At 55.1% G+C, this 22,638-nt stretch carries 21 protein-coding genes and 1 tRNA gene; 14 read left to right on the top strand and 8 right to left on the bottom strand.

Translation table 11 applies throughout. The features are described from left to right. Window positions 1-124: 124 nt before the first annotated feature. Both LKE08_RS25515 and LKE08_RS25520 read right to left on the bottom strand, forming a co-directional pair. Complete coding sequence (locus tag LKE08_RS25515) at window positions 125-553, bottom strand: hypothetical protein (RefSeq protein ID WP_324707104.1); 429 nt, start codon at window positions 551-553, stop codon at window positions 125-127. A 16-nt stretch (window positions 554-569) separates the two neighbouring features. Then, window positions 570-974 carry an NIL domain-containing protein gene (locus LKE08_RS25520; protein WP_324707105.1) on the bottom strand — a complete coding sequence of 135 codons (405 nt, stop codon included), beginning with the start codon at window positions 972-974 and terminating at the stop codon, window positions 570-572. A 157-nt stretch (window positions 975-1,131) separates the two neighbouring features. Between LKE08_RS25520 and LKE08_RS25525 the strand changes: the two genes are divergently transcribed. After that, window positions 1,132-1,722, top strand: a complete 591-nt coding sequence (locus LKE08_RS25525; RefSeq protein ID WP_324707106.1) for a thioredoxin family protein — start codon at window positions 1,132-1,134, stop codon at window positions 1,720-1,722. Between the two features lie 347 nt (window positions 1,723-2,069). Further along, window positions 2,070-2,219: an isochorismate synthase gene (locus LKE08_RS25530; protein ID WP_324707107.1), complete on the top strand. Its 150-nt coding sequence runs from the start codon at window positions 2,070-2,072 to the stop codon at window positions 2,217-2,219. Between the two features lie 245 nt (window positions 2,220-2,464). On the opposite strand, the gene LKE08_RS25535 is transcribed toward LKE08_RS25530, so the two are convergent. Then, window positions 2,465-3,148, bottom strand: coding sequence for an SEC59/DGK1/VTE5 family protein (locus LKE08_RS25535; protein WP_324707108.1), 684 nt, complete (start codon window positions 3,146-3,148; stop codon window positions 2,465-2,467). Window positions 3,149-3,277: 129 nt separating this feature from the next. Next, window positions 3,278-3,367: transfer RNA gene (locus tag LKE08_RS25540), tRNA-Ser, on the bottom strand. A 158-nt stretch (window positions 3,368-3,525) separates the two neighbouring features. Here LKE08_RS25540 and LKE08_RS25545 point away from each other — a divergent pair. Further along, window positions 3,526-5,238 (top strand): pentapeptide repeat-containing protein, encoded by a 1,713-nt coding sequence (locus tag LKE08_RS25545; RefSeq protein WP_324707109.1) that lies wholly within the window; start codon window positions 3,526-3,528, stop codon window positions 5,236-5,238. A 158-nt stretch (window positions 5,239-5,396) separates the two neighbouring features. Next, on the top strand, window positions 5,397-6,632 hold the full coding sequence (locus LKE08_RS25550; protein WP_324707110.1) for an AAA-like domain-containing protein: 1,236 nt from the start codon (window positions 5,397-5,399) through the stop codon (window positions 6,630-6,632). A 4-nt stretch (window positions 6,633-6,636) separates the two neighbouring features. Here LKE08_RS25550 and LKE08_RS25555 read toward each other — a convergent pair whose 3' ends face one another. Continuing rightward, the gene (locus tag LKE08_RS25555) at window positions 6,637-7,083 is read right to left on the bottom strand and encodes a hypothetical protein (RefSeq protein WP_324707111.1); all 447 of its coding nucleotides are present in this window, start codon (window positions 7,081-7,083) and stop codon (window positions 6,637-6,639) included. Between the two features lie 391 nt (window positions 7,084-7,474). Here LKE08_RS25555 and LKE08_RS25560 point away from each other — a divergent pair, with 391 nt between their 5' ends. The 4 genes from LKE08_RS25560 to LKE08_RS25575 all read left to right on the top strand — a co-directional run bounded on the left by LKE08_RS25560 (window position 7,475) and on the right by LKE08_RS25575 (window position 11,810). Further along, window positions 7,475-8,119, top strand: a complete 645-nt coding sequence (locus LKE08_RS25560; RefSeq protein WP_324707112.1) for a DUF938 domain-containing protein — start codon at window positions 7,475-7,477, stop codon at window positions 8,117-8,119. A 51-nt stretch (window positions 8,120-8,170) separates the two neighbouring features. Next, complete coding sequence (locus tag LKE08_RS25565; protein ID WP_324707128.1) at window positions 8,171-8,956, top strand: Uma2 family endonuclease; 786 nt, start codon at window positions 8,171-8,173, stop codon at window positions 8,954-8,956. Window positions 8,957-9,180: 224 nt separating this feature from the next. After that, window positions 9,181-11,394: a phosphoketolase gene (locus tag LKE08_RS25570; RefSeq protein WP_324707113.1), complete on the top strand. Its 2,214-nt coding sequence runs from the start codon at window positions 9,181-9,183 to the stop codon at window positions 11,392-11,394. Window positions 11,395-11,510: 116 nt separating this feature from the next. Continuing rightward, complete coding sequence (locus LKE08_RS25575) at window positions 11,511-11,810, top strand: DUF433 domain-containing protein (protein WP_324707114.1); 300 nt, start codon at window positions 11,511-11,513, stop codon at window positions 11,808-11,810. A gap of 331 nt (window positions 11,811-12,141) precedes the next feature. Here the strand turns inward: LKE08_RS25575 and LKE08_RS25580 are convergent, their stop codons facing one another. The 3 genes from LKE08_RS25580 to LKE08_RS25590 all read right to left on the bottom strand — a co-directional run bounded on the left by LKE08_RS25580 (window position 12,142) and on the right by LKE08_RS25590 (window position 14,810). After that, window positions 12,142-12,318: a hypothetical protein gene (locus tag LKE08_RS25580; RefSeq protein ID WP_324707115.1), complete on the bottom strand. Its 177-nt coding sequence runs from the start codon at window positions 12,316-12,318 to the stop codon at window positions 12,142-12,144. 77 nt (window positions 12,319-12,395) lie between these two features. Beyond that, window positions 12,396-13,991, bottom strand: a complete 1,596-nt coding sequence (locus tag LKE08_RS25585; protein ID WP_324707116.1) for a serine/threonine-protein kinase — start codon at window positions 13,989-13,991, stop codon at window positions 12,396-12,398. 138 nt (window positions 13,992-14,129) lie between these two features. Then, complete coding sequence (locus LKE08_RS25590) at window positions 14,130-14,810, bottom strand: lecithin retinol acyltransferase family protein (RefSeq protein ID WP_324707117.1); 681 nt, start codon at window positions 14,808-14,810, stop codon at window positions 14,130-14,132. 370 nt (window positions 14,811-15,180) lie between these two features. Between LKE08_RS25590 and LKE08_RS25595 the strand changes: the two genes are divergently transcribed. From LKE08_RS25595 to LKE08_RS25620, 6 genes are all read left to right on the top strand, one after another. After that, the gene (locus LKE08_RS25595; RefSeq protein WP_324707118.1) at window positions 15,181-15,579 is read left to right on the top strand and encodes a response regulator; all 399 of its coding nucleotides are present in this window, start codon (window positions 15,181-15,183) and stop codon (window positions 15,577-15,579) included. A 31-nt stretch (window positions 15,580-15,610) separates the two neighbouring features. Continuing rightward, window positions 15,611-15,973 (top strand): response regulator, encoded by a 363-nt coding sequence (locus LKE08_RS25600; RefSeq protein ID WP_324707119.1) that lies wholly within the window; start codon window positions 15,611-15,613, stop codon window positions 15,971-15,973. An 11-nt stretch (window positions 15,974-15,984) separates the two neighbouring features. Beyond that, window positions 15,985-16,485 carry a chemotaxis protein CheW gene (locus tag LKE08_RS25605; RefSeq protein ID WP_324707120.1) on the top strand — a complete coding sequence of 167 codons (501 nt, stop codon included), beginning with the start codon at window positions 15,985-15,987 and terminating at the stop codon, window positions 16,483-16,485. Window positions 16,486-16,611: 126 nt separating this feature from the next. Continuing rightward, complete coding sequence (locus LKE08_RS25610) at window positions 16,612-19,239, top strand: methyl-accepting chemotaxis protein (protein WP_324707121.1); 2,628 nt, start codon at window positions 16,612-16,614, stop codon at window positions 19,237-19,239. 101 nt (window positions 19,240-19,340) lie between these two features. Next, on the top strand, window positions 19,341-22,040 hold the full coding sequence (locus LKE08_RS25615) for a hybrid sensor histidine kinase/response regulator (RefSeq protein WP_324707122.1): 2,700 nt from the start codon (window positions 19,341-19,343) through the stop codon (window positions 22,038-22,040). A gap of 50 nt (window positions 22,041-22,090) precedes the next feature. Continuing rightward, complete coding sequence (locus LKE08_RS25620; RefSeq protein WP_324707123.1) at window positions 22,091-22,633, top strand: chemotaxis protein CheW; 543 nt, start codon at window positions 22,091-22,093, stop codon at window positions 22,631-22,633. Window positions 22,634-22,638: the final 5 nt, after the last annotated feature.

Below are 22,638 nucleotides of genomic sequence, written 5' to 3' on the forward strand. Positions count from 1 at the left end.
AGTTAAACGCTTGAGTTAAATTCTCAGGGCAAGTGTGACAGTTTTCGGCCGGAGCTGTGACAATCTTTGGACCGTCCACGGTCGATAGAGCGATCGCCCCTTATTAATTGTCAATTGTCAATTCTCAACGATCAATTATCAATAAACCCGCGAGGTGATGGAGGCCCGAGCCCAACGCCAATCCCGACATGGAAACGGTACAGAGCACGAAAAACGCCTTCCAGCTTTTAACGTTTCGGGTTTGGAGTTCCATGCGGGTGAGGGCGGTGGCCGAGAGGGCCATGAGGGTGGTGGTGAAGATTTCCAGCCAGGTTGCCAGGACGACGATCAAAAAGGCGCCGAAAATAATGGAGAGAAAAAAACCGAGATTCGACTTGAACCAGGCGTTGAGCGGCTGTTTCAACCGGTAGAGGGGAATGGTATACAACAGTGCCAGGGAGACGACGCCCAGTTCGAGTGCGCCCCAAATGTGAATCTGCAAGTGAAGCTCGTACAAAGCCCACCCGAAAACCATATAAGTCAACAGCAGCAAGCCGATCGAGAGGGAAAGCATCGTCGTGGGGCGGGTATCAGAGGTTGGTCGAGATGGCCTGGACGGGGCAGGTGGGGATGCACTGTTCGCAGACGATACAGCGCGATCGCGTAAATGTCAGGTAGAAGGTTTCGGGGTTCAGGGTCAGGGCTTCGGTGGGACAGATGCCGGTACACAACCCGCAGTCCACGCAGTTGTCTTCGTCGATGAGGATTTCTCGGCTGGCGAGGGAAACGGTGACGTTTTGGGATTGCATCCATTCGATCGCCGCTTCGAGTTGGTCGATATCTCCCGACAATTCGACCACCAGGGTCCCCATCTGGTTGGGGGCGACTTGGGCCCGGATGATGTTGGCCGCCACGTTGAAGTCTTTCGCCAACCGGTAGGTGATCGGCATCTGAACCGAACGTTTGGGAAATGTCAGGGTGACTCGTTTTTTCATGGTCAATGTGCGAGACTCACTCTCGATCTTAATATCAGATCTGGTTTTTGACCGGACGAACTCTATTGAATCGGTGTGGGGAAAGTGAAAAGTTTTCTCCCGAGAGAATTCGTTAAACTGAATTCACTGATAATTCTTTGCTATTCATTGCGATTCCATGAGTACCAATCCATCGAATTCCCCCTCGACTTCCGCGACGCTCGGAACCCGCCTGAGAAATTTTACGATCGCTCTCGTGGCGGTCGTCCTGGGCGTGTCGGTGTTTTTGGGATTCCGGAGCGAAGCGACATCGACTTCTTTAGCCGAACTGGCGGCGGAGTCCACCCCCATCGAGGTGGCGTTGGACAACGGCAAGCCGACCCTGATGGAATTTTACGCCAACTGGTGTACGACCTGTCAGGCGATGGCGGAGGATATGGGCGAAATGCGGGACACTTACGGCGATCGCGTCAATTTCGTGATGCTGAATGTGGACAACAGCAAGTGGCTCCCGGAAATCCTCCAATATCGCGTGGACGGGATTCCCCATTTCGTGTTTTTGGATGAAAATGCCGAAACGGTCGGGGAGGCGATCGGCGAAGTTCCCAAGGGGATTTTGGCGACCGATTTGGACGCTTTGATCGCGGGGACGCCGCTGCCGAAAGTGGCCCGGGGCGCCGAGGTTTCCCCGTTTAAAGCTCCCGTCGCGCCGTCTTCGGATGCCGGAACCGATCCCCGCGCCCACGGCGCCCAGGTGAAGTCCCAGTGAAATTCCGAGCGATCGCGATCGCCTCAACTCGACTCCGACACCCATCCTCCGGGTCGGGTGTCGGTTTTTTCGTTACGGAACTTATCAAATCTTTAAAAAACGCAATTTTGAAACCAGTCGGTCGGGGACTTTTTTGATGGGCAATTGTGCGGATTGATGCGGTCAAGTTTGCGCTTGGAGGCGGTTTCAGCGTCGCTCCAACACTTTAACAATTATAACATAATTTTAATCCCTGTATCAATAATCGTCGATTGCAAATAAATATTGCAACTTCTCGCCAAACCTTGATATTTCACTTAATATGTAAAGTGTAGAAGAACAGATTACCTGACAGAGGTGGAGCAGTTATGAATATCTTTGAAAGTTTATCAAACATGATGGCTTACCTGACCGAGGGTGTCGCCCGGATTTTTAGCCCCAGCGACGATGCCTATCCGATGGTCGGGATCAACCCCTTTGAAGGCACTCCCTATAAAGGATCGCCCTGGGACGAATAAGGTAAAAGCAGCGTGAATTGTACCGTTAATAATCAAGGATGGACAGACCCTCCAATCAAAGCCGGTTTTGGTTGGAGGGTTTGTTTTTGGGCGATCGCAAAAGGTCGGGAGTCGGGAGTCGGGAGTCGGGAGGAAAGAGAATAAGTGCTTGCTTCTAACTTTTTATTCCTCACTCGTTCCCCATTGGGGAATCTAAAATCTAAAATCCCCCCTCCCGGTGCGCCGTTGCGGAGCGAGATCGGATATCAGATCTGATTGAGAAAAAAGGCCAGGGCGGCGCTGCCGAGGGGGACGGTCAAGTTGTCGATGCCCAGTTTGGAGATGGTTTCCAACAGGGTGGCGGCCACCGCCACGGCGATCGCGATCCCCCAGGTTTGCCAAGTGTTGCCGTTGACGGACAGCAGGATCGAACTGGAGACGACAAAACTGGTCAGGGCCATCGTCAGGGAGCCTTCCCAGCTTTTTTGATTTCCCCACAATTCGTATCGGTGGGAACCCCAACGCTGGCCGACGGTGGCGGCGAGGCCGTCCCCCCAGGTCATCACCAAAATTCCCAAAGCGGCGTATTCGGGGCGGGCGATCGGCCAGAACCAACCGATGAGCAGACCGATGCTGACGGCGTAGAAAAATGTACCCAGGCTCTGGCGGCCGACGCTGTTGATGCTCGGGAGGATGGGAACGGCGAGGGAAATCAGAGCGATCGCGCCGGAAATGACTCCGGCGGCGATGCCGATCCAGGCGGGAATTTGCAGCCACCAGGCCAGCAAAATCACGTTTCCCGTGCCGATGTGGACGACCTTCCGGGAGACTTCGGCATCGACGGCGAACAGGCGGTTGAGTCCCTCCGCCAGGGCCAGAATCGCGCCCAACCACAGGCCAACCAGGGCGATCTGGAGCCAAACCGTGGGATTTTCACTCAAAACAGACATGGGAATCCTTAACGAATGGGACGCCGAACGGGTGCGGGGTTGACCGTTGCGGCTCACAGAATTATAGATCGCCGAATGCCGAGGACACCGCGATCGCTGCGCCGATCGCCCGAAAGCTCGATTTGAGAACGGAGAGGGAGGGATTCGAACCCTCGGAGAGGCTAAACACCCCTCAACAGATTAGCAATCTGCCGCTTTCGACCACTCAGCCACCTCTCCTGGTGACATCAGCTTATTCTAACAGATACAAATCGGGAAGTCTAGATCCGACATCCAAAAATTTTCAACTGCGGTCTGGCCGAGATTTTCGGAGATGCGATCGCCCGTAGAGGTTAAGATGCAGGGTAGATGCTGTTGCCGACCCGGGGAAATGTGCGATGGAAGCCGAGGAGTTACTGGACCGCTATCAGCGAGGGGAGCGTCACTTTCAATCCGTCGATCTCGGGGGGGCGAACTTGAGCGGCGTGAACCTGAAACAGATCGATCTCAGCGGGGCGGACCTCGGGGGGGCGAATCTGAGCTGGGCCGTCCTCACCGAAGCCCAGTTGACGGGAGCCAATTTGACCCGGGCTGACCTGCAAAATGCCCTCCTTACCAGCGCCCACCTCGATCGCGCCAAGCTGAACGGGGCCAATTTTTCCCGAGCCGATTTGCGGTTCGCGTCCGTCCAAAATGCCCGACTCAACTGGGCGATCCTGGAAGGAATCCAGGCCCACCGCATCAATTTAACCGCCAGCCGCCTCGACCGCGCCAAGCTCAAGGGGGCGATTCTCGACAAGGCCGAACTCGGTTTTGCCCAACTCCCGGAAGCGGACTTGAGCAAAACCAATTGGGTGGCGGCGAACCTGCGGGAGGCGAACCTGCGGGAGGCGAATTTGCGGGAGGCGAATTTGCGGGAGGCGAATTTGACGGCGGCGAATCTGACCGAAGCCGATCTCGGCGGTGCGATGTTGCGGTCGGCGGTGCTGGTGGAGGCGGACCTGCATCGGAGCCGGTTGGGGGGGGCAGATCTGACCCGGGCTACCTTGGACCGCGCCGACCTGAGCCGCGCCGACCTCGCCGATGCCTATTTGCTTAAGGCCAGTTTCCGGCAGACCGACTTGTTGCGGGCGAATTTGCAGGGGGTGTATTTGCTGTGGGGAAATTTCGTCGGGGCGAATTTGCAGGGGGCCGATTTGCGGCGGGCCGACCTGAGCGGCGCCTATTTGCAAGAGAGTTCCCTGGCGGCGGCGGACCTGCGGGAGGCGCTGTTGGTGGACGCCCACCTGATTCGGACGACGTTGGAGGGGGCGAATTTGACGGGGTGCTGCATTTGCAATTGGCGTCCCCGGGAGGTGGATTTGTCGGGGGTGGTTTGCGAGTACCTGTTCGCGGGGTTTGATTTCGCGACCAAGCAACCGAGCGATCGCACCTCGGCGGTGGAAGCGTTGGGGTTGGAGGCGACGTCCGACGGCCGCACTTTATTGACGGTGGAATTTTTTGAGGCGATCGACTGGGAGGCCCTGGTGTACGCGGTGGCGGCGGTGGAGGGGGAAAGCCGCGATTTGACTTTGACCATCTGGGGATTTGAAACTTTGCCCGACCGCGGCCGCCTGCAACTGCAGGCGAATCACTGGGTGAATGCCGAATGGGTGGGCGATCAAATTTTGGGGCGATATCCGGAAATGGTGGCGCGGGTGGGCGAGAACCGGGCGGCGATCGCACAATTGCTCGGCTTGCATGATCTTTCGGACTCGGCCGGCGATCCGTCGCGATCGCCCCATTTGGAATTGTCGCAACTCTCGGAGCGGCAAAAAAATCTCTACTGGGAGATCTCCCGCCAGATTCAATCTATCCTCAATTCCCAGTCGCCGAGCGAATTTGTTGACCCCGTGCAGCGCCTGTTGAGTTATTTAGAAAAACAGGGGATTTCGACCCGGGAAATTCGCCACCGGGCGATCGTGGAACAAATTGTCGGGCGCGCCAAGCGGGAGCCGAAATTTCGGGAACAGCTCCGGGATTGGGAAAAACAAACCGGAATTGCAGGAAACCGGTCGCCGATGCAACAACTTTTGCGGTTCGCGATCGCGCTTTTATCTACAGAATCCTAGGGGAGTTGTGTGTCGGACGGCAATTGGTTATCATCGATCCAGTTGCCCGCATTTTTACGCCTTCAACAGAGATTACATCTCCCAGTTTGATGACTCAAAATATCGAAACAATAATTCATCACTTAATCGATCAGGTTCGAGCTCGAACCGGTCAAAATTTGACGGACATTCAAATCAAACTCCTGACAGAAATTCTCGGCGACCCTAACAAAACCTACGAACAAATTGCCCAGGATGCTTTCTATTCAGCCAGCTACATCAAGCGCTTTGTCGCCCCCCAACTGTGGAAACTGCTCTCCGAAGCCTGGGGGGAAAAAATTACCAAAGCCAATTTTATCGGCAAGTTAGACCGAGAAATTGAGAGTTCGATGCCACCCCGGAGCATCCTGGAACTGCCCTACGATGCCGTCCCCCTCAATTCGCCCTATTATATCGATCGCCCTCCCATCGAAACGGACTGTTATCGGGAAATCCTGAGCGACCACGCTTTGATTCGGATTACCGCCCCCAGGCATATGGGAAAAACGTCATTAATTTCCCGCATTGTCGCCCACGGAAAAGCCCACAATTATTATGGCGTTTGGCTGACTTTAAATCTCGCCGAGAGCGAATTATTTTTGAACCCGCCCCGTTTTTTTCGCTGGTTCTGCGCCAACCTCACCCGGCAGTTGCCGATTCCGTCCCAGTTGGATGACTATTGGGATGAGGATATCGGATATTTGATGAGTTGTACGTTCTATATGCGATCGCACGTCCTCGAAACTATCGATGCCCCTATCATTCTCGTCCTCGACGAAGTGAACGTGCTGTTCGATTACCTGAATTTGGCCCGCGATTTTTTTTCGATGTTGCGAGCTTGGCACGAAGAAAGCAAGGATGCGGAAATTTGGCAAAAATTGCGCTTGGTGATCAGCAACTCGACGGAAGTTTATGTCAACTTGGATGCCAACTGCTCCCCCTTCAATGTCGGAATGTCCGTCGTCCTCCCCCCTTTCAACGTCTCCCAAATTGACGACTTATCCCGGCGACACGGACTGAATTTGTCGGCGAATGAAATTGACGCGATCGCCCTCAAGTTGGGGGGGTTTCCCGCCCTGATTCGCCAGCTCTTTTACGAAATGGTTCGCCGGGAACTCTCCCGGTCAGCCGCCTTTAAAGATGCGGCGACGGAGAACGGAATTTTTAGCCGGGACTTGCAAGAAAAACTGGATAATTTGCAGCAGAATCCGGAGTTGGCGGAAACGTACCGAAATATCCTGCGCGATCGCGTTCCCCCCCTGTTGGAACAAAAGCAAATTTTTCAGCTCAAAAGTTTGGGGTTGATTCACTGGGACGGCCGGGCCGCGCGGGTCAGTTGCGACCTCTACCGACAATATTTTGGCGATCGCCTCTGAGGCTTCACGCGACGCGGAACACCGGCGTCTGGTAACATTTGACGCGATCGCCGGCGGTCCAATCTGGACTCAGACTGACGGTGGCATCCAATTTGATCCGGTTGAAATGGCACAGTCTCTCGACTTCTTCCGGTTCCAGATAAAAGACCTTGGATAAAGATACGACGGGAATTGTGAAGTTAAACTCCCGCTCAATTTTTGTCGATCCACGGGCGGCAATTTCGTCAAATTTATATTCTAAAAAGTTCAGTTTTTTGTAAATTGGGATCGGCGAAAACTGGTCGAAAATTATATCCCATGCCGAGGGGGCAATATTCAGTCTGAGTCGGGGAGTAACCCGCAGCCAATTTTTGGTTTCTGTTTCGGAAAAAATCACGGTATAAGAACCGGAAATTCGCATCCGATCTCGGATGGCTTCAGCCCGAAACAGGTTCAAGGTAATTTGAGCCATAGCGATAGACCCTCTAATACAGAAATGAGCGAACTGACTTCATTATTAAAAGAATCCCAAATTTTAGCAATGAGATAAAGTAGATAATCTCATCGTTGAAGTCGGCCGAAAATGTTTAGATTTCCTTTACAATGCCGGATCGACGGGGCAAAAATCCGACGGAGGCGAACCAATGCACATTTTTCTGCTTTTGTCAAGATGATAAGCAGGATAAGTTTGACTTCCGGGATAGATATAAAATAATTGCCGAGGCGATCGCGACGGTCCGCACCGATTCCCAGGTCCTTCCCGTCTCCCAACCAGCATACCCGAGAGATGCCACCCATTGGCGGCCGATCACCGAGTCCCGAAATCTGCGATCGACAACGAAAATTGAAGCGAAATTCGACTTATGACATTTGCCCGAGATTCCCGACAACACGCCCCCGCCACCGAACGCAACCGCCAACCCATTTTGGAAGTGCTCGATCGCGTCCTCCCGAGTACCGGAACCGTCCTGGAAGTCGCCAGCGGAACGGGACAACACGCCGTCTTTTTTGCCCCCCGCCTCAAACCCCGCCGCTGGCTGCCCTCGGACCCCCAACCGCTATTGCGAGACAGCATTCACGCATGGCAAAATCACGCCCCTGCGGACAACCTCTGTCCCCCCCTGGCGTTGGACGTGCAAGCCGATTCTTGGCCGGTGGAAGGGAGCGCGAGCCCCCCGGAACTCGCCCAATTTCCCATCACCGCCGTCGTCGCCATCAACCTGATTCACATTTCCCCCTGGTCCGCCTGCGAGGGGTTGATGGCCGGGTGCGATCGCATTCTCCCCCCCGGCGGCATTCTCTACCTTTACGGCCCCTACAAAATGGGCGGACAAAACACGGCGCCGAGCAACGAATCTTTCGATCGATACTTGCAAAGTTCCGATCCCCGTTGGGGCGTCCGGGATCTCGATGATGTTGTCAAATTGGCGAATTCCCACCATCTCAAATTGTTGGAAACCGTGGCGATGCCCGCCAATAATTTTTCCGTCGTTTTCGAGCGCTTCTGAATGAAGCATATTGGAATCGATTATAATAAAAATACTGCGCCGGAGGCCGCCATGACCCTTTCCCGAGACTTGGAAACCCCGCCACCTCAACCCGAACTCACCGAACCGGAGTGGGAAGCGATCGCATTTCCGCCGGGAGACTTGGAAAGCGAGGAACCGCCCTTGGAAAGTTATCTGCACTTACAACAATTATTGCTGCTGCTCAAATGCCTGGACTGGCTGTGGCAAGATCGCGACGATTATTTTGTCGCCGGGAATCTGACGATTTACTACAGTCCCGAACAGGTGAAAACGAAAGATTTTCGCGGGCCGGATTTCTTCCTGGTGCTGGATACGGAGCGGAAGCCCCGCAAAAGTTGGGTGGTGTGGGAAGAAGGGGGAATCTATCCCCACGTCATTATCGAACTGTTGTCGGACTCGACGGCGAGCCGCGATCGCAACGAAAAAAAGACAATTTACCAGAATATTTTTCGCACCCCGGAATATTTTTGGTTTTCCCCGGACAGTTTGGAATTGAAAGGGTTTTGTTTGTTGAACGGAAACTACGAACCGCTGCAACCGAACGATCGCGGACACCTGTGGAGCCATCAATTACAATTATTTCTGGGAATTCACGACAAGAAACTGAGATATTTTACCCCCGAAGGGGAATTGGTTCCGACGCCGGAAGAGGCGGCACGGGCCGAAAAATTGCAGCGAGAAACAGCCGAACGTCGGATATTGGAAAATGAAGAAGTGATTCGGACGACGCAGGCACAACTGGAAACTGAGCGGCAGCAAAAAGAACGGTTGGCGGCGAGGTTGCGGGAACTGGGAATCGATCCGGACGCCATGTAAATGCGGGTTTTCCGGAGATCCGGCAGGATGGCGAAATCGTCGCTTTCCGCGAAATTGACATTGACAAAAGTGACGGGATGTGATAGCCAAAAAACAGGCAACTGTTCAGGCAAACGGCAGGGGTGCGATCGCGATCTTTAATAGGGGCCCGGCAGTTCAGACCCCATTTTTCGGTAAAATAAATCCTTAACCATCAAAACCGGAAAAATAACCAGGTATAAAGCATGACTGCAACCACGCCGAAACCCGTCTCGTCGATTCCCGAATTCTGTCAGGGCATCCAGTATTTTGGCGAAACATTCCCCAGGTTGGAAACCTACGGTCAAACTCCGGCGATCGCGGAAGGAAAAACCGCCATTTCCGACCCCCGCGACCCCGCCGGCGTCTACCAGACCTTGCTCTACGCCGACGCCCTGCGCTACCTGATCCTGCAAGTCACCGGCAGCAAAGCCTCCGGACACCCCGGCGGTTTTGCCAGCCAAGCCGAAGCCTACGCCGCCCTGGTGATGCTGGGCTACAAAAACATCATCACCGAAGTCGGGCACCACGCCCCCGGTTTTTACAGCGCCGTCTTCCTCGATCGCTCCCTGGAGGACATGGAAATCTACACCGTCCAACAATTGCGCGATCGCTTCCGGGAAATGCACGGGCTCCTCGGCCACCTCTCCGGCTACATCCCCGGACTGCTCAACCCCGCCGGCCCCCTCGGCCAGGGCCAGCACTTCGCGATGTCCGCCGCCCTCCTGCACCGGGACAAACTCTTCCCCTTCACCCTCGGCGACGGCGGCATGGGCGAACCCTACCCCATGAGCAGCATGGCCCACTTCAACACCGCCTACCCCGACGTCACCAACTTCCTCCCCGTCCTGGTGTGGAACGGCTACAGCCAGGAACACCACAGCATGGTTTCCACCAAAACCAACGAGGAAATGATCGCCTATTGGAAAGGCAACGGCTTCGCCGAAGTCATCCTGGTGGACGCCAAAGACTTCGACGACCAAAACCAACCGGGCGATTACGTCGATAGCACGGCTTTCTCCCTGGACCGGCGGATGGCTTTCACCCAGGCCGTTTTGGAAGCCGCGGACAAAGCCGCCAAATCCGCCCTCGGCGGCACCCTGACGGTGTTCATCATCAAACAACTCAAGGGCGCCGGAGTCCACGCCCGGGGCGCCAAATCCCACAACCTCTATGCCGGAGATACCCTGGATAATCCCAACATTATCAAAACCCTCCAAGAACGGGCTCTCCCCATCCAAGCCTGGGAATTGGTCCGCAAAAACCTGGAACGGGCCGGCGGCGGGCCGGCTTCCAAAACCGTCGTCACCGAATTTGAGTATGCGATCGCCGATCTGGGGACTTTGCCTTTAGAAGAGTATACCGTCGGCGGCGATCCGAAAGTGGCGACCACCGCAATGGGTGAACTGGTCGCCCACGTCGGCCAGAAGGACCCCCACTTCGTCGTCACCAACGCCGACGGCAACGCCGCCTCCGGCATCAACAACATCAACCAAGCCCTGAAAATCATCCACCCCACCCCCGACGACCTCTACTTCCAGGGACCCCACGGGCAGGTTTACGAACCCCTCAGCGAGGATGCCTGCGCGGGACTGGCGGCAGGGTTGGCATTGATGGGCGCACGGACGCTGTGGTGTTCCTACGAATCCTTCGCCATCAACGGCCTGCCGATTTGGCAAACCGTCACCCAGGCGATGGCCGAACTGCGCCGCCCCACCCCCTCGACGATTACCCTGTTCACCGCCGGAGCCCTGGAACAGGGCCGCAACGGCTGGACCCACCAGCGACCGGAAATCGAGGCCTATTTCGCGGCGATGATGCGGAACGGCAACGTTTTCCCGGTGTTCCCCCCCGACGCCAACAGCATCCAAGTTTGTTACGAGTGGGCGCTGACGACCAAAAATAAGGGGATTACAATTACTGCCAGTAAGTCCCCCCTGCCCATCCGCACCACCTTTGAACAGACGCGCCAAGGGTTGCGGGACGGTGCCGTTATTTTGGAAGAGGTTTCCGGCGATAAAACGGTGGTGTTTGCCGTGCTTGGAGACATGACATTGATCCCGGTTTTTGAAGCGGCGGCTTACCTGGAAACTGAGGGCATCGGCACTCGGATTGTGTCCGTTATTAACCCCCGCCGCCTGTATCGTCCGAGCGATGTTGCTTGGAATACCTGCTCGGAAGCGGACGGCGATTTTATGAGTGATGAAGCCTTCGATAAATTGTTCGGCGGCGACGCCCTGATCGGGGTGACGGGCGGCGCCAGTTTAATGCTCGAACCGATCATGTTGCGGAGTTCTGTCAAGCGGGATACCTTCGCCTGGAAGCGGGGCGAAACGGCCTCCAGCGCGGGTCAGGTGATGGCGTTCAACGGTTTGACTGCCGAGGCTTTGACTAAGCGTGCGATCGAATTGGTTCACTAGGGTTTAAACCGGGCTGGTGGCGCCAAAGCGCAACAACGGGCGATCGTCTTGTTGTTGGGCTTTAGCCCCGGCCGGGTGCTAGAATTGGGAGGATGCGATCGCACTCAATCAAACCCATGTCGCAAACTTTAGTTGATATTGGCAGTTTGATCACCAGCAATCCGGACATCCAAGGGGGGCGTCCGATTATCTCGGGAACCGGAACTTCCGTTCAGCGAATCGTCGCCCTCTACAAGCAAGGTTACGGGGCTGATGAAATTGTCGCCGACAAGGATTATTTAACATTGGCGCAGGTTGATGCGGCGTTGGCTTACTACTACGCCAATCAGCGAGTTATTGACGGAGTCCGGGGGGGATTCTCCGCCCATTGCCCAGGTAAAATCCCCCTAAATCCCCCTTTGAAAGGGGGACTTTGAGAGCCATTCTCCCCCCTTCTGCAAGAACTTTGAGAGCCATTCTCCCCCCTTCTGCAAGAACTTTCAAACCCATTCTCCCCCCTTTCAAAGGGGGGCTGGGGGGGATGGAGTCCGGGGGGGATTTTCCGCCCATTGCCCAGGTAAAATCCCCCTAAATCCCCCTTTGAAAGGGGGACTTTGAGAGCCCTTCTCGCCCCTTTCAAAGGGAGACTTTGAGAGCCCTTCTCCCCCCTTCTGCAAGAACTTTGAAACCCATTCTCCCCCCTTTCAAAGGGGGGCTGGGGGGGATGGGGCTGGGGGGGATTCTTCTATCCTTATCCCGGCGGGTTGTTTAACTCAAACCCAGCCAAGCGAGCAGTCCCTGTCCGGTGAAATATTCGATCGCCAATGTGATGACAAATCCCACCATCGCCGCCCGACCGTTCAGGCGTTCGGCATAATAATTAAATCCGAATTTCGGTTCTTCCAAATTGGGAGTCGTCGTCGGTTGAGGGACTTCTGTGGTCATGGGATAGTGATTCCTTACTCTACGGTGCTCAGTCTCAATTTTAACGGTTTTCGTCCGCGATCGCGACCCGTTACCCCCTACAACAGGCCGCACTCTCGCAACCGTTCCGTCATCATCTCCAAATGCTGCCACCACTTGCCACCCCCCATCACCCAACTGCGGGTGGGGAGGTGGCCGGCGGGGGCTCGGAGGCGGTAGTCGAAACCCGTCGTCGGGTTGTGGGGAATGTAGGTCAGCCAACCGACGCGATCGCAAAATTTTCCGTAATCTTCCCCGACTTCCCCAAAAATCTCGGCTTGGACGCTGAATCCGAACCGACCTCGACTGTATTTCACCCACAGGCCATCGATCGTCTCTAAATCCGGCCCGGGTAATTGTTTCAGGTCGGTGGGGTGCAGGTAGGGCCGTCCCCCCCTTCCCAGGGCCCGACACAGCACCACCCAGGTTTCCCGGTCCGCCTCCCGCCACCTATGACTCGCCAAAAGTTGCCGCAGATCCCGATAATCGACCCCCCGTTCCGATGCCAGGATGTCATTTTTGGGAAGTTGGCCACCACCCGGAATCAGTTTCCCCAATATCCCCGACAAACTGTTATTTTGCCTAGGGGTAGACATTTTCGATTTGGGTTTGGGTTTGGGTTTGGGTGCGATCGCTTCTAAAACTGCTTGTGCCGAGGGATAGCGGCCGCGGATCTGATTGTTGACCAACCCGTCGAGAATCGTTCCCAAGTGGGGGCTGACGGCGCGATCGGCGGTTAAAAAATCCCGCCAAACCCATTTTTCCCGCACCGGATCGTACAATTGCCAGGGGGAAATTCCGGTGAGTAAATACAGGCAAGTTGCCCCCAAACTGTAGAGGTCACTGGCTGGAAAAACTCGCCCCCGCGTTTGTTCCGGCGCCATAAATTCCGGACTGCCGACGACGGTTCCGGTGTTGCTGAGGGCGGTGGCCGTCAGCAGTTTTGCCACCCCAAAATCGATCAAAACGATCGCGCCAGATTGGGTAGATTTTGACTTCGATTTGGAAACGCTTTTCGGCTGCGGCGGGGGCGGTGAGGGAATCCGGGGGCGATCGCGAATTCCGGCGCTGGTGCGGGTTTCCCCGGCTGTGTCCGGACTGTTAAAACGGGCGGGGGGAGGCGGGATCGGGGGGGCGAGAGAGTGGCGGATCAGGTTGGCGGGTTTGATATCCCGGTGGATGATATTGCGATCGTGGATAAACTGGAGCACCGGCAGTAATTCTCGCAATAATTGCCAAATTTGTTCTTCATCAAATACCCCGTCCCGTTGGAATTCCTGCCATAGGGTTTTTCCGGGGATATATTCCTGGACTAAAAATAACAGTTGATGTTCATCGAAGTGGGCGAGGAGTTTGGGGATTTGCGGGTGTTCCCCCAAACAGTCCAGACGCACCGCCTCTTGGTGAAATAATTTGACGGCGCGATCGTAGCTTTCATCCCGTTCGGGGAAATCGAACTCTTTGATCACGCAATTCGGACGGGACGGAATTTGTTCGTCGATCGCCAAAAATGTCCGACCGAACCCCCCCTGACCGATGGGTTGTACCGGGCGATAGCGATTTTGCAGTCGCAACGAAAAACCGCAACTCTGGCAGTATTTGGCAGTGTCAGAATTGTGAGGTTGCAGGCATCGGGGGTTGATACAGTAACTCATCTGCCAAGCGCCGGTCAAACCGTCATCATCAGTTTATCATGAAAATCATTCAATATTCAAGACATAAAAGCATTGATTTCCGCTCAAATTTCATCGGTGGGGGCTACCTTACAGGGTTGCCTCCCAAACCGATCGCGTCTAAATTTCCAAATCGCTGCGGTTGCGAACTAAATCTTCTGTCAAAGTCGCCAACTTTTTCAAATCCCCTTCCAGTTCCCGCGCCCGCTGCTTGTAGATCAGTTTCCGGTTCAGGGCTGACCGCGCCAAATCTTCTCGGTTTCGCCTCATCGCCTCCGCCGCCACCCGATGCCAATCTTTCATCTCATTTAAGGCGTCTTGATACTGGGGTTGGATGTCATCCCAGGCGGTTTTGATATCGGCTAAAGCGCCGTTCAAAAGACCCGATAAATTTTGCGATCGCGCCTCTCCCAACGCCTGGGCGATCGGTTCATTTAACGTATCGACATTGATTTGGCTGAGGACGGGGATAAAATTGCGAATTTGGCGGCTGTCGCTGACCCCCGTGATGCACCAAGTTGCGAAGTGTTCGCAGTTGTTAAATAATAGGTTATATTTGCGTTCTCCCAGCCGACTTTCAGCCCGCCGGATCGTCGTATCGGCAATGTAGCGGAATGGATAGGATCGGATGTAAATTCTTTGGCCCCGGCCGAAGGTTTCCAGGCTAGTCCGTTCGATCGTCTCGCTGGGCTTGCGGTAGTGGATGGCTGTACCGTCGCCGCAGTCGATGCCGTGGTGCTCGTACACCCCATCCATATTCCAGAATTCCCGATATGCATAAATTTGATCGCCTCGCGCCATACTCCTCTCCTGGCAGGTCGGGTTCCTTTAGTTTAACCCCAAGTGTCCGGGATGGCATTAAAAAAATGGGGTGTGCATCGATCGCCAACTTGGAAGACTGTACAGTTTCGGGCAATTGTCATATAATTGAATTGGGACTTTCGTATCAAAAATTTAAAAAGTTGACGTCACGTTTATTTTTTTGAACTTCATGGCCACCGAATCTCAATTCCCAATCGCTGGCGATGCCCGTTTGAGCTGACCGAAGAGCCGGACAAGCCGAGATAGACCCGACAGACCATCGGTTGATCATCAAAAATGTCGAGGCGAGAGATCGGGGTGCCGATCGCCCGTTTTTCACTGTATTACCGAAAAATGGAGGAGAACCATCATGCCCTCTGATACACCACCCAGGCGGACGATTCTGGCAGTGGATGATAGTGTTTCCATGCAAGAGATCGTCAAACAGACCCTCAGAAGCACCTACAAGGTCATGGTCGCCAACAATACGGTCGAAGCGTTGGCGTTCTTACACCACGAGTCCATCGACTTGCTGTTGTTGGACGTATCGATGCCGGGGGTCAATGGTTTAGAATTGTGTCGAATTATCCGGCGATCGCCCCACTTGCGCGATTTGCCGATTATCATGTTGACAGCACGAGATTCGATGTACGACAAAATCGAAGGACGTTTAGCGGGTGCAACGGAATATTTGACCAAGCCTTTCGATGCCACACACCTGAAAGAAGTGGTTCAAAAAATACTCGCCGTGACGGCAGAAGTCCGGTGAATTTCACCCTAAAATTAGGAGAACGGAAACCATGAGTACGGTCTTAGTTGTTGATGATGTAGAAACCGAATTGGCACTAATCAGCGGTATTTTAAAAGAGTCGGGATTCCAAGTCCGCCAAGCCAGCGACGGGGACGAAGCGATCGCCCAAATTCAAGACCAGCCGCCGGATCTGGTCGTTTTGGACGTGATCATGCCCCGCATGAACGGATTTGAAGTGATCCGGGAGTTGAGAAGCAATCCCAAAACCGAACATTTACCCGTGGTTTTTTGCACCCAAAAAGATACCGCAATTGACCGCACCTGGGGAACGGAATTGGGGGCCGATGCCTACCTAGGAAAACCCTTTGAATCCCAACAGTTGATCGAAATGATTCGGCGTCTGTTGGTGTGACCCATTCGGAAATGATTTCCCCAACGCCCAACCCGCGATCGGTTCCTTCAGAAGCCAGACGGAAATATCTCAGTTTCCGCCAAGATCGCAGCCGATTTGCGATCGCCCTGACCTCCGTCCGGGAAGTCCTATTTTTGAGCAAACAGCAAATTACACCCGTCCCCAATACTCAACCCTTTTTGCTGGGATTGACGAACCTGCGGGGGGAGATTTTATCCGTGGCAGATTTCGGCATTTTCCTGGGCTTAAAACCCGTAGATTCCACCCAGGAAGAGAGTCGAATTTTGGTGGTGGAAGCCCCCGATCCCCGAGATTTGACCCTCCCCATGATGCGGGTAGGTTTGGCGATATCCCGCGTCGAAGGAGTGGTTTCTCTCAACCCCGATAAAATCAGTTCAGCCGCAGATGCCAGCGCCGAAATCGTCCCCTTTTTACAGGGTTTGTACAATCACCAGGGTGATCTATTAACCATCGTCGATATCGAGGCGATCGCCCACTGTCCCCGCTGGTAAAAATGAAGGTTCCGAATGGGAGGGTAACTGACAATCGAACGTCGATCATCAATTGCCTTTCCCCGACTCCCGACTCCCGACTCCCGACTCCCGCTTCTTCTTGGCTGTCAACGAGAAAAATTGGATATGGAAGAAAACTTAACTCAGTGGTTGTCCGGACCATTCATCCCCCACGGCCACTGCTACCTGTGGAAAACGCCCCTCGTCGCGTTGCACGTCATATCGGACGGTTTGATCGCCCTCGCCTACTTTTCCATTCCCCTGTTATTGATTTATTTCGTTTGGAAACGGAAAGACCTGTCCTTCGGCGGAATTCTACTGCTATTCGGGGCATTTATTATCTCCTGCGGCCTGACGCACCTGATGTCAATTTGGACGCTGTGGCATCCCGATTACTGGGTTTCCGGTACGATAAAAGCCAGTTGTGCCCTCATTTCCGTCTATACCGCCTTCGAGATGGTGCCATTTATACCCCGGGCGATCGCCTTCACCAGCCCCGAAGAACTCGAAGCCGTCAATCAAACCTTACAACAGCAAATTCAAGAGCGAAAAAACGCCGAAGAAAAAATCGAAGCCGAACGCCAACGGCTGTTTTCATTACTCGACGCCCTCCCCGCTTTTATCTCCCTGCAAGCCCCCGATTATTCGGTTCGATTTTTAAACAAAACCGCCCGGGAAGAATTCGGAGAAAGCGCCGATACGCCTGACGGCACGCTGCGCGATCGCAAATGCCACGAAGTCCTCGCCGCCAGTCCCCAACCCTGCCCCGAATGCCAGACCTTCGAGGTATTCAAAACCCAACAACCGGCGGTGTGGCAGTGGGAAAACCCCAAAAATCGGCGCACCTATGACATTTACGCCTATCCCTTCACCGACATCGACGGACAGCAGTTGGTGATCGAAATGGGGATCGACGTGAGCGATCGCATCGCCGCAGAAACCCAACGGCGGGAAGCCCTGTTGGAAGTGGAGCGATCGCAACGCCTCCTCCGCACCGTCATCGACACCACCCCCGATTTAATCTTCGTCAAAGACCGCAACTTCCGCTATCTTTTAGCCAACCAAAGTTTTGCCACCGCCCTCAATACCACCCCCGAAGAAATGGTCGGGAAAGACGATCTCGAAGTCGGTTTTCCCAAACCGCTGATTTTCGGAGATCCCGAACAGGAAATTGTCGGATTTCGCCCAGATGATGAAACCGTCTTGCGGCAGGGGCAATCCCTCCGCAACTCCGACGATTATGCCACCTTCGCCGACGGTTCGGAACATATTTTCGACACCCAAAAACTGCCCCTGCGGGACGAAAACGGGGACATCTTTGCCGTCTTGGGATTTTCCCGGGACGTGACCGCCGCCAAAGCCGCCGAAAAAAACCTCAAAGAAGAGCGACAACGACTCTTCAGCATCCTCGACGGTATCCCCGCCTTTCTGTACCTACAGGCGCCGGACTATTCCGTGCGATTTGCCAACCGCCAATTTCGGGAACAGTTCGGCGAGGCCGGCGATCGCCCCTGCTACGAAGTCGTAGCCGATCGCGACCAACCCTGTGAAACCTGCCCCACCTTCCGGGTATTTGAAACCCAACAATCCCAAAATTGGGAATGGCACGACGAAAGGAGCGGCAAAACCCATCAAATTTACGACTACCCCTTCACCGACACCGACGGAACTTTACTCGTCGTCGAAATGGGGATCGATATCAGCGATCGCAAACAGGCCGAAGAAAACCTCGAAAAAATCGCCGCCGAACGGAAGGCCGAAGCCGAATCCCTCACCGAACAAGTCCTCAAACTCCTCGGCGAAATCAAAGGTGCCGCCCAAGGCGATCTCACCGTCAAAGCCGAAGTCACCAACGACGTCCTCGGCGCCGTCGCCGACTCCTTCAACTACCTCGTCAGCGAACTGCGGAAAGTCGTCAACGGCATCCAGCAACTCGCCCAACAAGTCACCCAAACCGCCGGAGAATCCATCGCCAGCACCGACGAACTGGCCCGCCGCGCCCGCACCCAAGCCCAACAACTCGAAGAGGCCCTGCGGAAAGTCGAGCGGATGGTCAACTCCATCAAAGATGTCTCCGACGCAGCCCAACGGGCCGAACAGGTCGCCCGGGAATCCGCCCAAACCGCCGAAGCCGGGGGGGTGGCCGTCGATCGCGCCGTGGAAGGCATCGACGAACTGCGCCGCACCATCGCCGACACCGCCAAAATGATGAAACGCCTGGGGGAATCCTCCCAGCAAATCGGCAAAATCGTCACCTCCATCTCCCAAATCGCCGCCCAAACCAACCTCCTGGCCCTCAACGCCACCATCGAAGCGGCCCGGGCGGGGGAACAGGGGCTCGGCTTCGCCGTCGTCGCCGAGGAAGTCCGCAAACTGGCCGAACGTTCCAGCGGTGCCACGGAGGAAATTTCCGAAATTGTCGGCACCATCCAAACCGAAATCGGCCGGGTGATGCAGGCGATGGAAACCGGCACCCAGGAAGTCGTCGAAGGCACCGAACTCGCCGCCCAGGCCAAAACCCACCTGGTGGACATCATCCGCGTCAGCCGCGAGATGAATGCCCTGATTGAAAATATCACCCGGGCCAGCAATAAACAGGTCGCCTTCGCCGAGGAAATTTCGAGTACCATGACGGAGGTGAACCAAATCGCCGACACCACCGCCCACAACGCCGAAGACGTGACCACCACCCTCAACGGGCTCTCCGTTGCGGTCGGCAAATTGCAGAAATCTGTCGCCAAGTTTCAAAGTTAATTAGAATGGGGAAATAAATTGATAATTATCAATTATCAATTATCAATTATCAATTATTTCCCCCCGACTCCCGACTCCCGACTCCCGACTCCCCATAAAAAATGGATGACTTCAGCCACCTAATCGGAACCTTTATTGCCGAAAGCCGAGATTTTCTCCAGTCGATGGAGGAAAATTTGTTGGCGATGGAGGAAGATGAGACACTCGAAGATCGAGAAAAGCGGGTGCAGCAGTTGTTTCGGGCGGCACACTCGATTAAGGGGGCGGCTTTGATGTTCGGGTTGGAAACCGTTGCCGATGTCGCCCATACTTTGGAGGATTGTTTTGGGATTTTGCGCGATCGCGCCGACCTCACTTCCCTGAATCCGGATACGATCACCGACTTGTTGAACGGGGTCGATCGCCTCAAAGAGTTGGTGGAAAAAACGAGCCGCAATGAACCCATCGCGGCCGCTGAAATCGCCAGTATTTCACCGATAAAAACTCGCCTGCAAGAGCGATATGGGAGCAACCAACCGCCCGAACGAAGCCAAAGCGATTCACCCATTTCCGCCGATATTATTCGCACCATTTTCGATACGGAACTGCCCCCCCTCCTCGATCGCCTGGAAGCGGAACTGTCTCAAGTCACGGCCGAAACCCAGGCGAAAACCCTCGCCCAACTCAACGAAATTTACTATCAACTTTCGGGGATGGGGGCGATGTTGGAATTGCCGGAATTTTCCCGACTAGCCGAACCCCTGCGGGAACTGATCGACTCCCCGGAACTTTCCCCGGAATCCTTGCAAAAACGGGGGTGGGCGATCGCCGAGTCCCTGGGAACCGCCCGGGACCGGGTGTTGGAGGGCAAACCCATCACCGGGGCAATTGCACCCGCAGAAACACCGCCCGAACCGGTGCTGGAAAAAACGGCCCCGCCCCCGACCCAAAATTGGCAGCGTCCCACCATCCGCGTGGATTTGGAACACCTGACGGAATTGGTGAATTTGGTGGGGGAATTGGTCATCCACCGCACCCATTTGGAAGTGCAACAGGCCCAAGTGCGATCGGAAGCCAAACGCATCCGCCGCAACCTGTTCGAGTTGAATCAATTCGGGGGAGAATTGCGGGATGAGTACGATCGCCTCAGTATTCATCCCCAGGTCAAATCGCGATCGCGCAGCCACCTATCGCGCCCCACCTTCGACCCCCTCGAACTCGACCGCTACACCGAATTCCACAGCACCGCCCAATCGGTAATCGAAACCACGGATGCGATCGCCCGATCCAGCGCCCGCATCGACGAACTCTCCATCGGACTCGATGCCAACACCGAACAGATCCGCCGCATCACCGACCAACTGCGATCGCGGGTTTACAATTTGCGGGTGGTTCCCTTCAGCCGCTGCGTCGATCACCTGCCCCGGGCGCTGCGGGATCTCTGCCGCGCCCACGATAAAGATGTCAACCTCCTGCTGTTGGGACGGGAAACCAAAATCGACGAAAGCCTCGTCGATGCCCTCCGCGATCCCCTCGTGCAACTCCTCCGCAACGCCTTCGACCACGGCATCGAACCCCCCGAGGAACGTCGCAAAACCGGCAAACCCGCCAGCGGCCAGATCGAAATTGCCGCCGGCCACCAGGGGGGGCAAACCGTCGTCAGCGTCGCCGATGACGGCCGGGGCATCGACCCGGAGGCGATCCGCAAAAAAGCGATCGCCAACGGCATGGTTGCCGCCGAACAGGCGACGGACCTGTCCCTGGCTGACCTTTACGAATTCCTGTTCGCCCCCGGTTTCAGCACCGCATCCACGGCCACCCAGCTATCCGGTCGCGGGGTGGGACTCGATGTCGTCCGCACCAATTTGCGGAAGGTGCGGGGGTCGATTAAAGTCGATTCTCGGCCCGGAAAGGGGACCCGTTTTATTCTCAAACTGCCCTTGATGCTGTCCATCGCCAGCGCCCTGTTGGTGCGGGTGGACCACAACACCGTTGCCCTGCCCCTGGATGCTGTCGAGGAAATTTTGCATCTCGAAGCCCACCAGATTCAGATGGCGGGAAATCAGCCGATGTTGCCTTGGCGGGGGGAATTTATCCGCCTCGTCCGTTTGCAGGAGTTGCTGCACTATAGCCTCCCGAACCCCGACGGGCCGTCCCCCGACCCCCTCAACCAAGATTACATCCCGGTTTTGGTCGTCGCGTCGGCCGAGGGCATTTTGGCGATCGCGATCGAGCGGCTGGTGGGCCAGCAGGAGATCGTCGTCAAACCCCTGCCCTCGCCCCTGTCCAAACCTCCGGGGATCGTCGGCAGTACAATTTTAGGAGACGGCAACGTGGTGATGATTCTGGACGTTGACGACCTGATCGCCCAGGTCAACCCCGCCACCGCCGGGACGACCGTGGCGGTGCAGGAACGGGCCGCCCCGACTGCCACCAGCGCCAACGGACGGGCCGCCCCCACCATTTTGGTCGTGGACGATTCCTATACGATCCGGCAATTGCTCTCGGTTCTGCTTAAACGCGCCCATTATCGCGTGTTCATGGCAAAAGACGGGCAGGAAGCCCTGGATCAATTGCAGGGGGGGATCGAGTGCGATTTGGTGATCGCGGATATCGAAATGCCCAAAATCGACGGGTTTGAACTGTTGCGAACCCTGAAATCTCAGCCGGTTTTCCGAGATCTTCCCGTCGCCATGCTTACCTCTCGCAGCGGCATGAAACACCGACAACTGGCGATTAGTTTGGGTGCATCCGAGTATTTTACCAAGCCGTACAACGAAAACCAATTATTGGAGGCGATCGCGACCCTGGTCAATCATTGATAATTGATAATTGTCAATTTTCCCCACACCCTACACCCTACACCCTAAACATGACTCACCTGCACCGCTTCGGTGTCCCGAAGGCTCGGCAGCGCACCCCCACCCAAAAATTGATCGCCTTCGAGTTGGAGGGAGAATGTTACGCCCTCCCCATCGCCCGGGTGGTGCGGGTTCTGCACGAATTTAAAGTTTACGGTACCTTCAATCGTGGCCGGGGTTTGATTAAGTACCAGGGCGAGACGATTCCCCTCATCGATCTGGGCGTTCTCCTCCTCGATCGCGATCGGCCCCAAGTATACCATTACTCGATCATTTGTACGCCGGAAGAAACTCAATGTTCTGTTACAAATTTTTCCGAGTCTATCCGTCATAATAAAAAAGAAGATGCCTCGGAGCGATTTCAATATATTGCCATTCCGATACCGGAGTTGCCGAGGGTGTTAGACGTTCCCGAATCCCAATTTTCAGACGTTCCCGATTCCTATCGCCAGGGAAATCTGGGGTCGGTCATTGAAAAACTCATTCATCCTTCCGAAGATGACCTATTCTTTTATCTCAACTTAGAACAGCTTTTAAAACGAATTGAGGTTTAGTGAGA

Origin of the sequence: Lyngbya sp. CCY1209 (genome assembly GCF_035615495.1) — a bacterium.
In the GTDB taxonomy this organism is placed as follows: Bacteria; Cyanobacteriota; Cyanobacteriia; order Cyanobacteriales; family Microcoleaceae; genus Limnospira.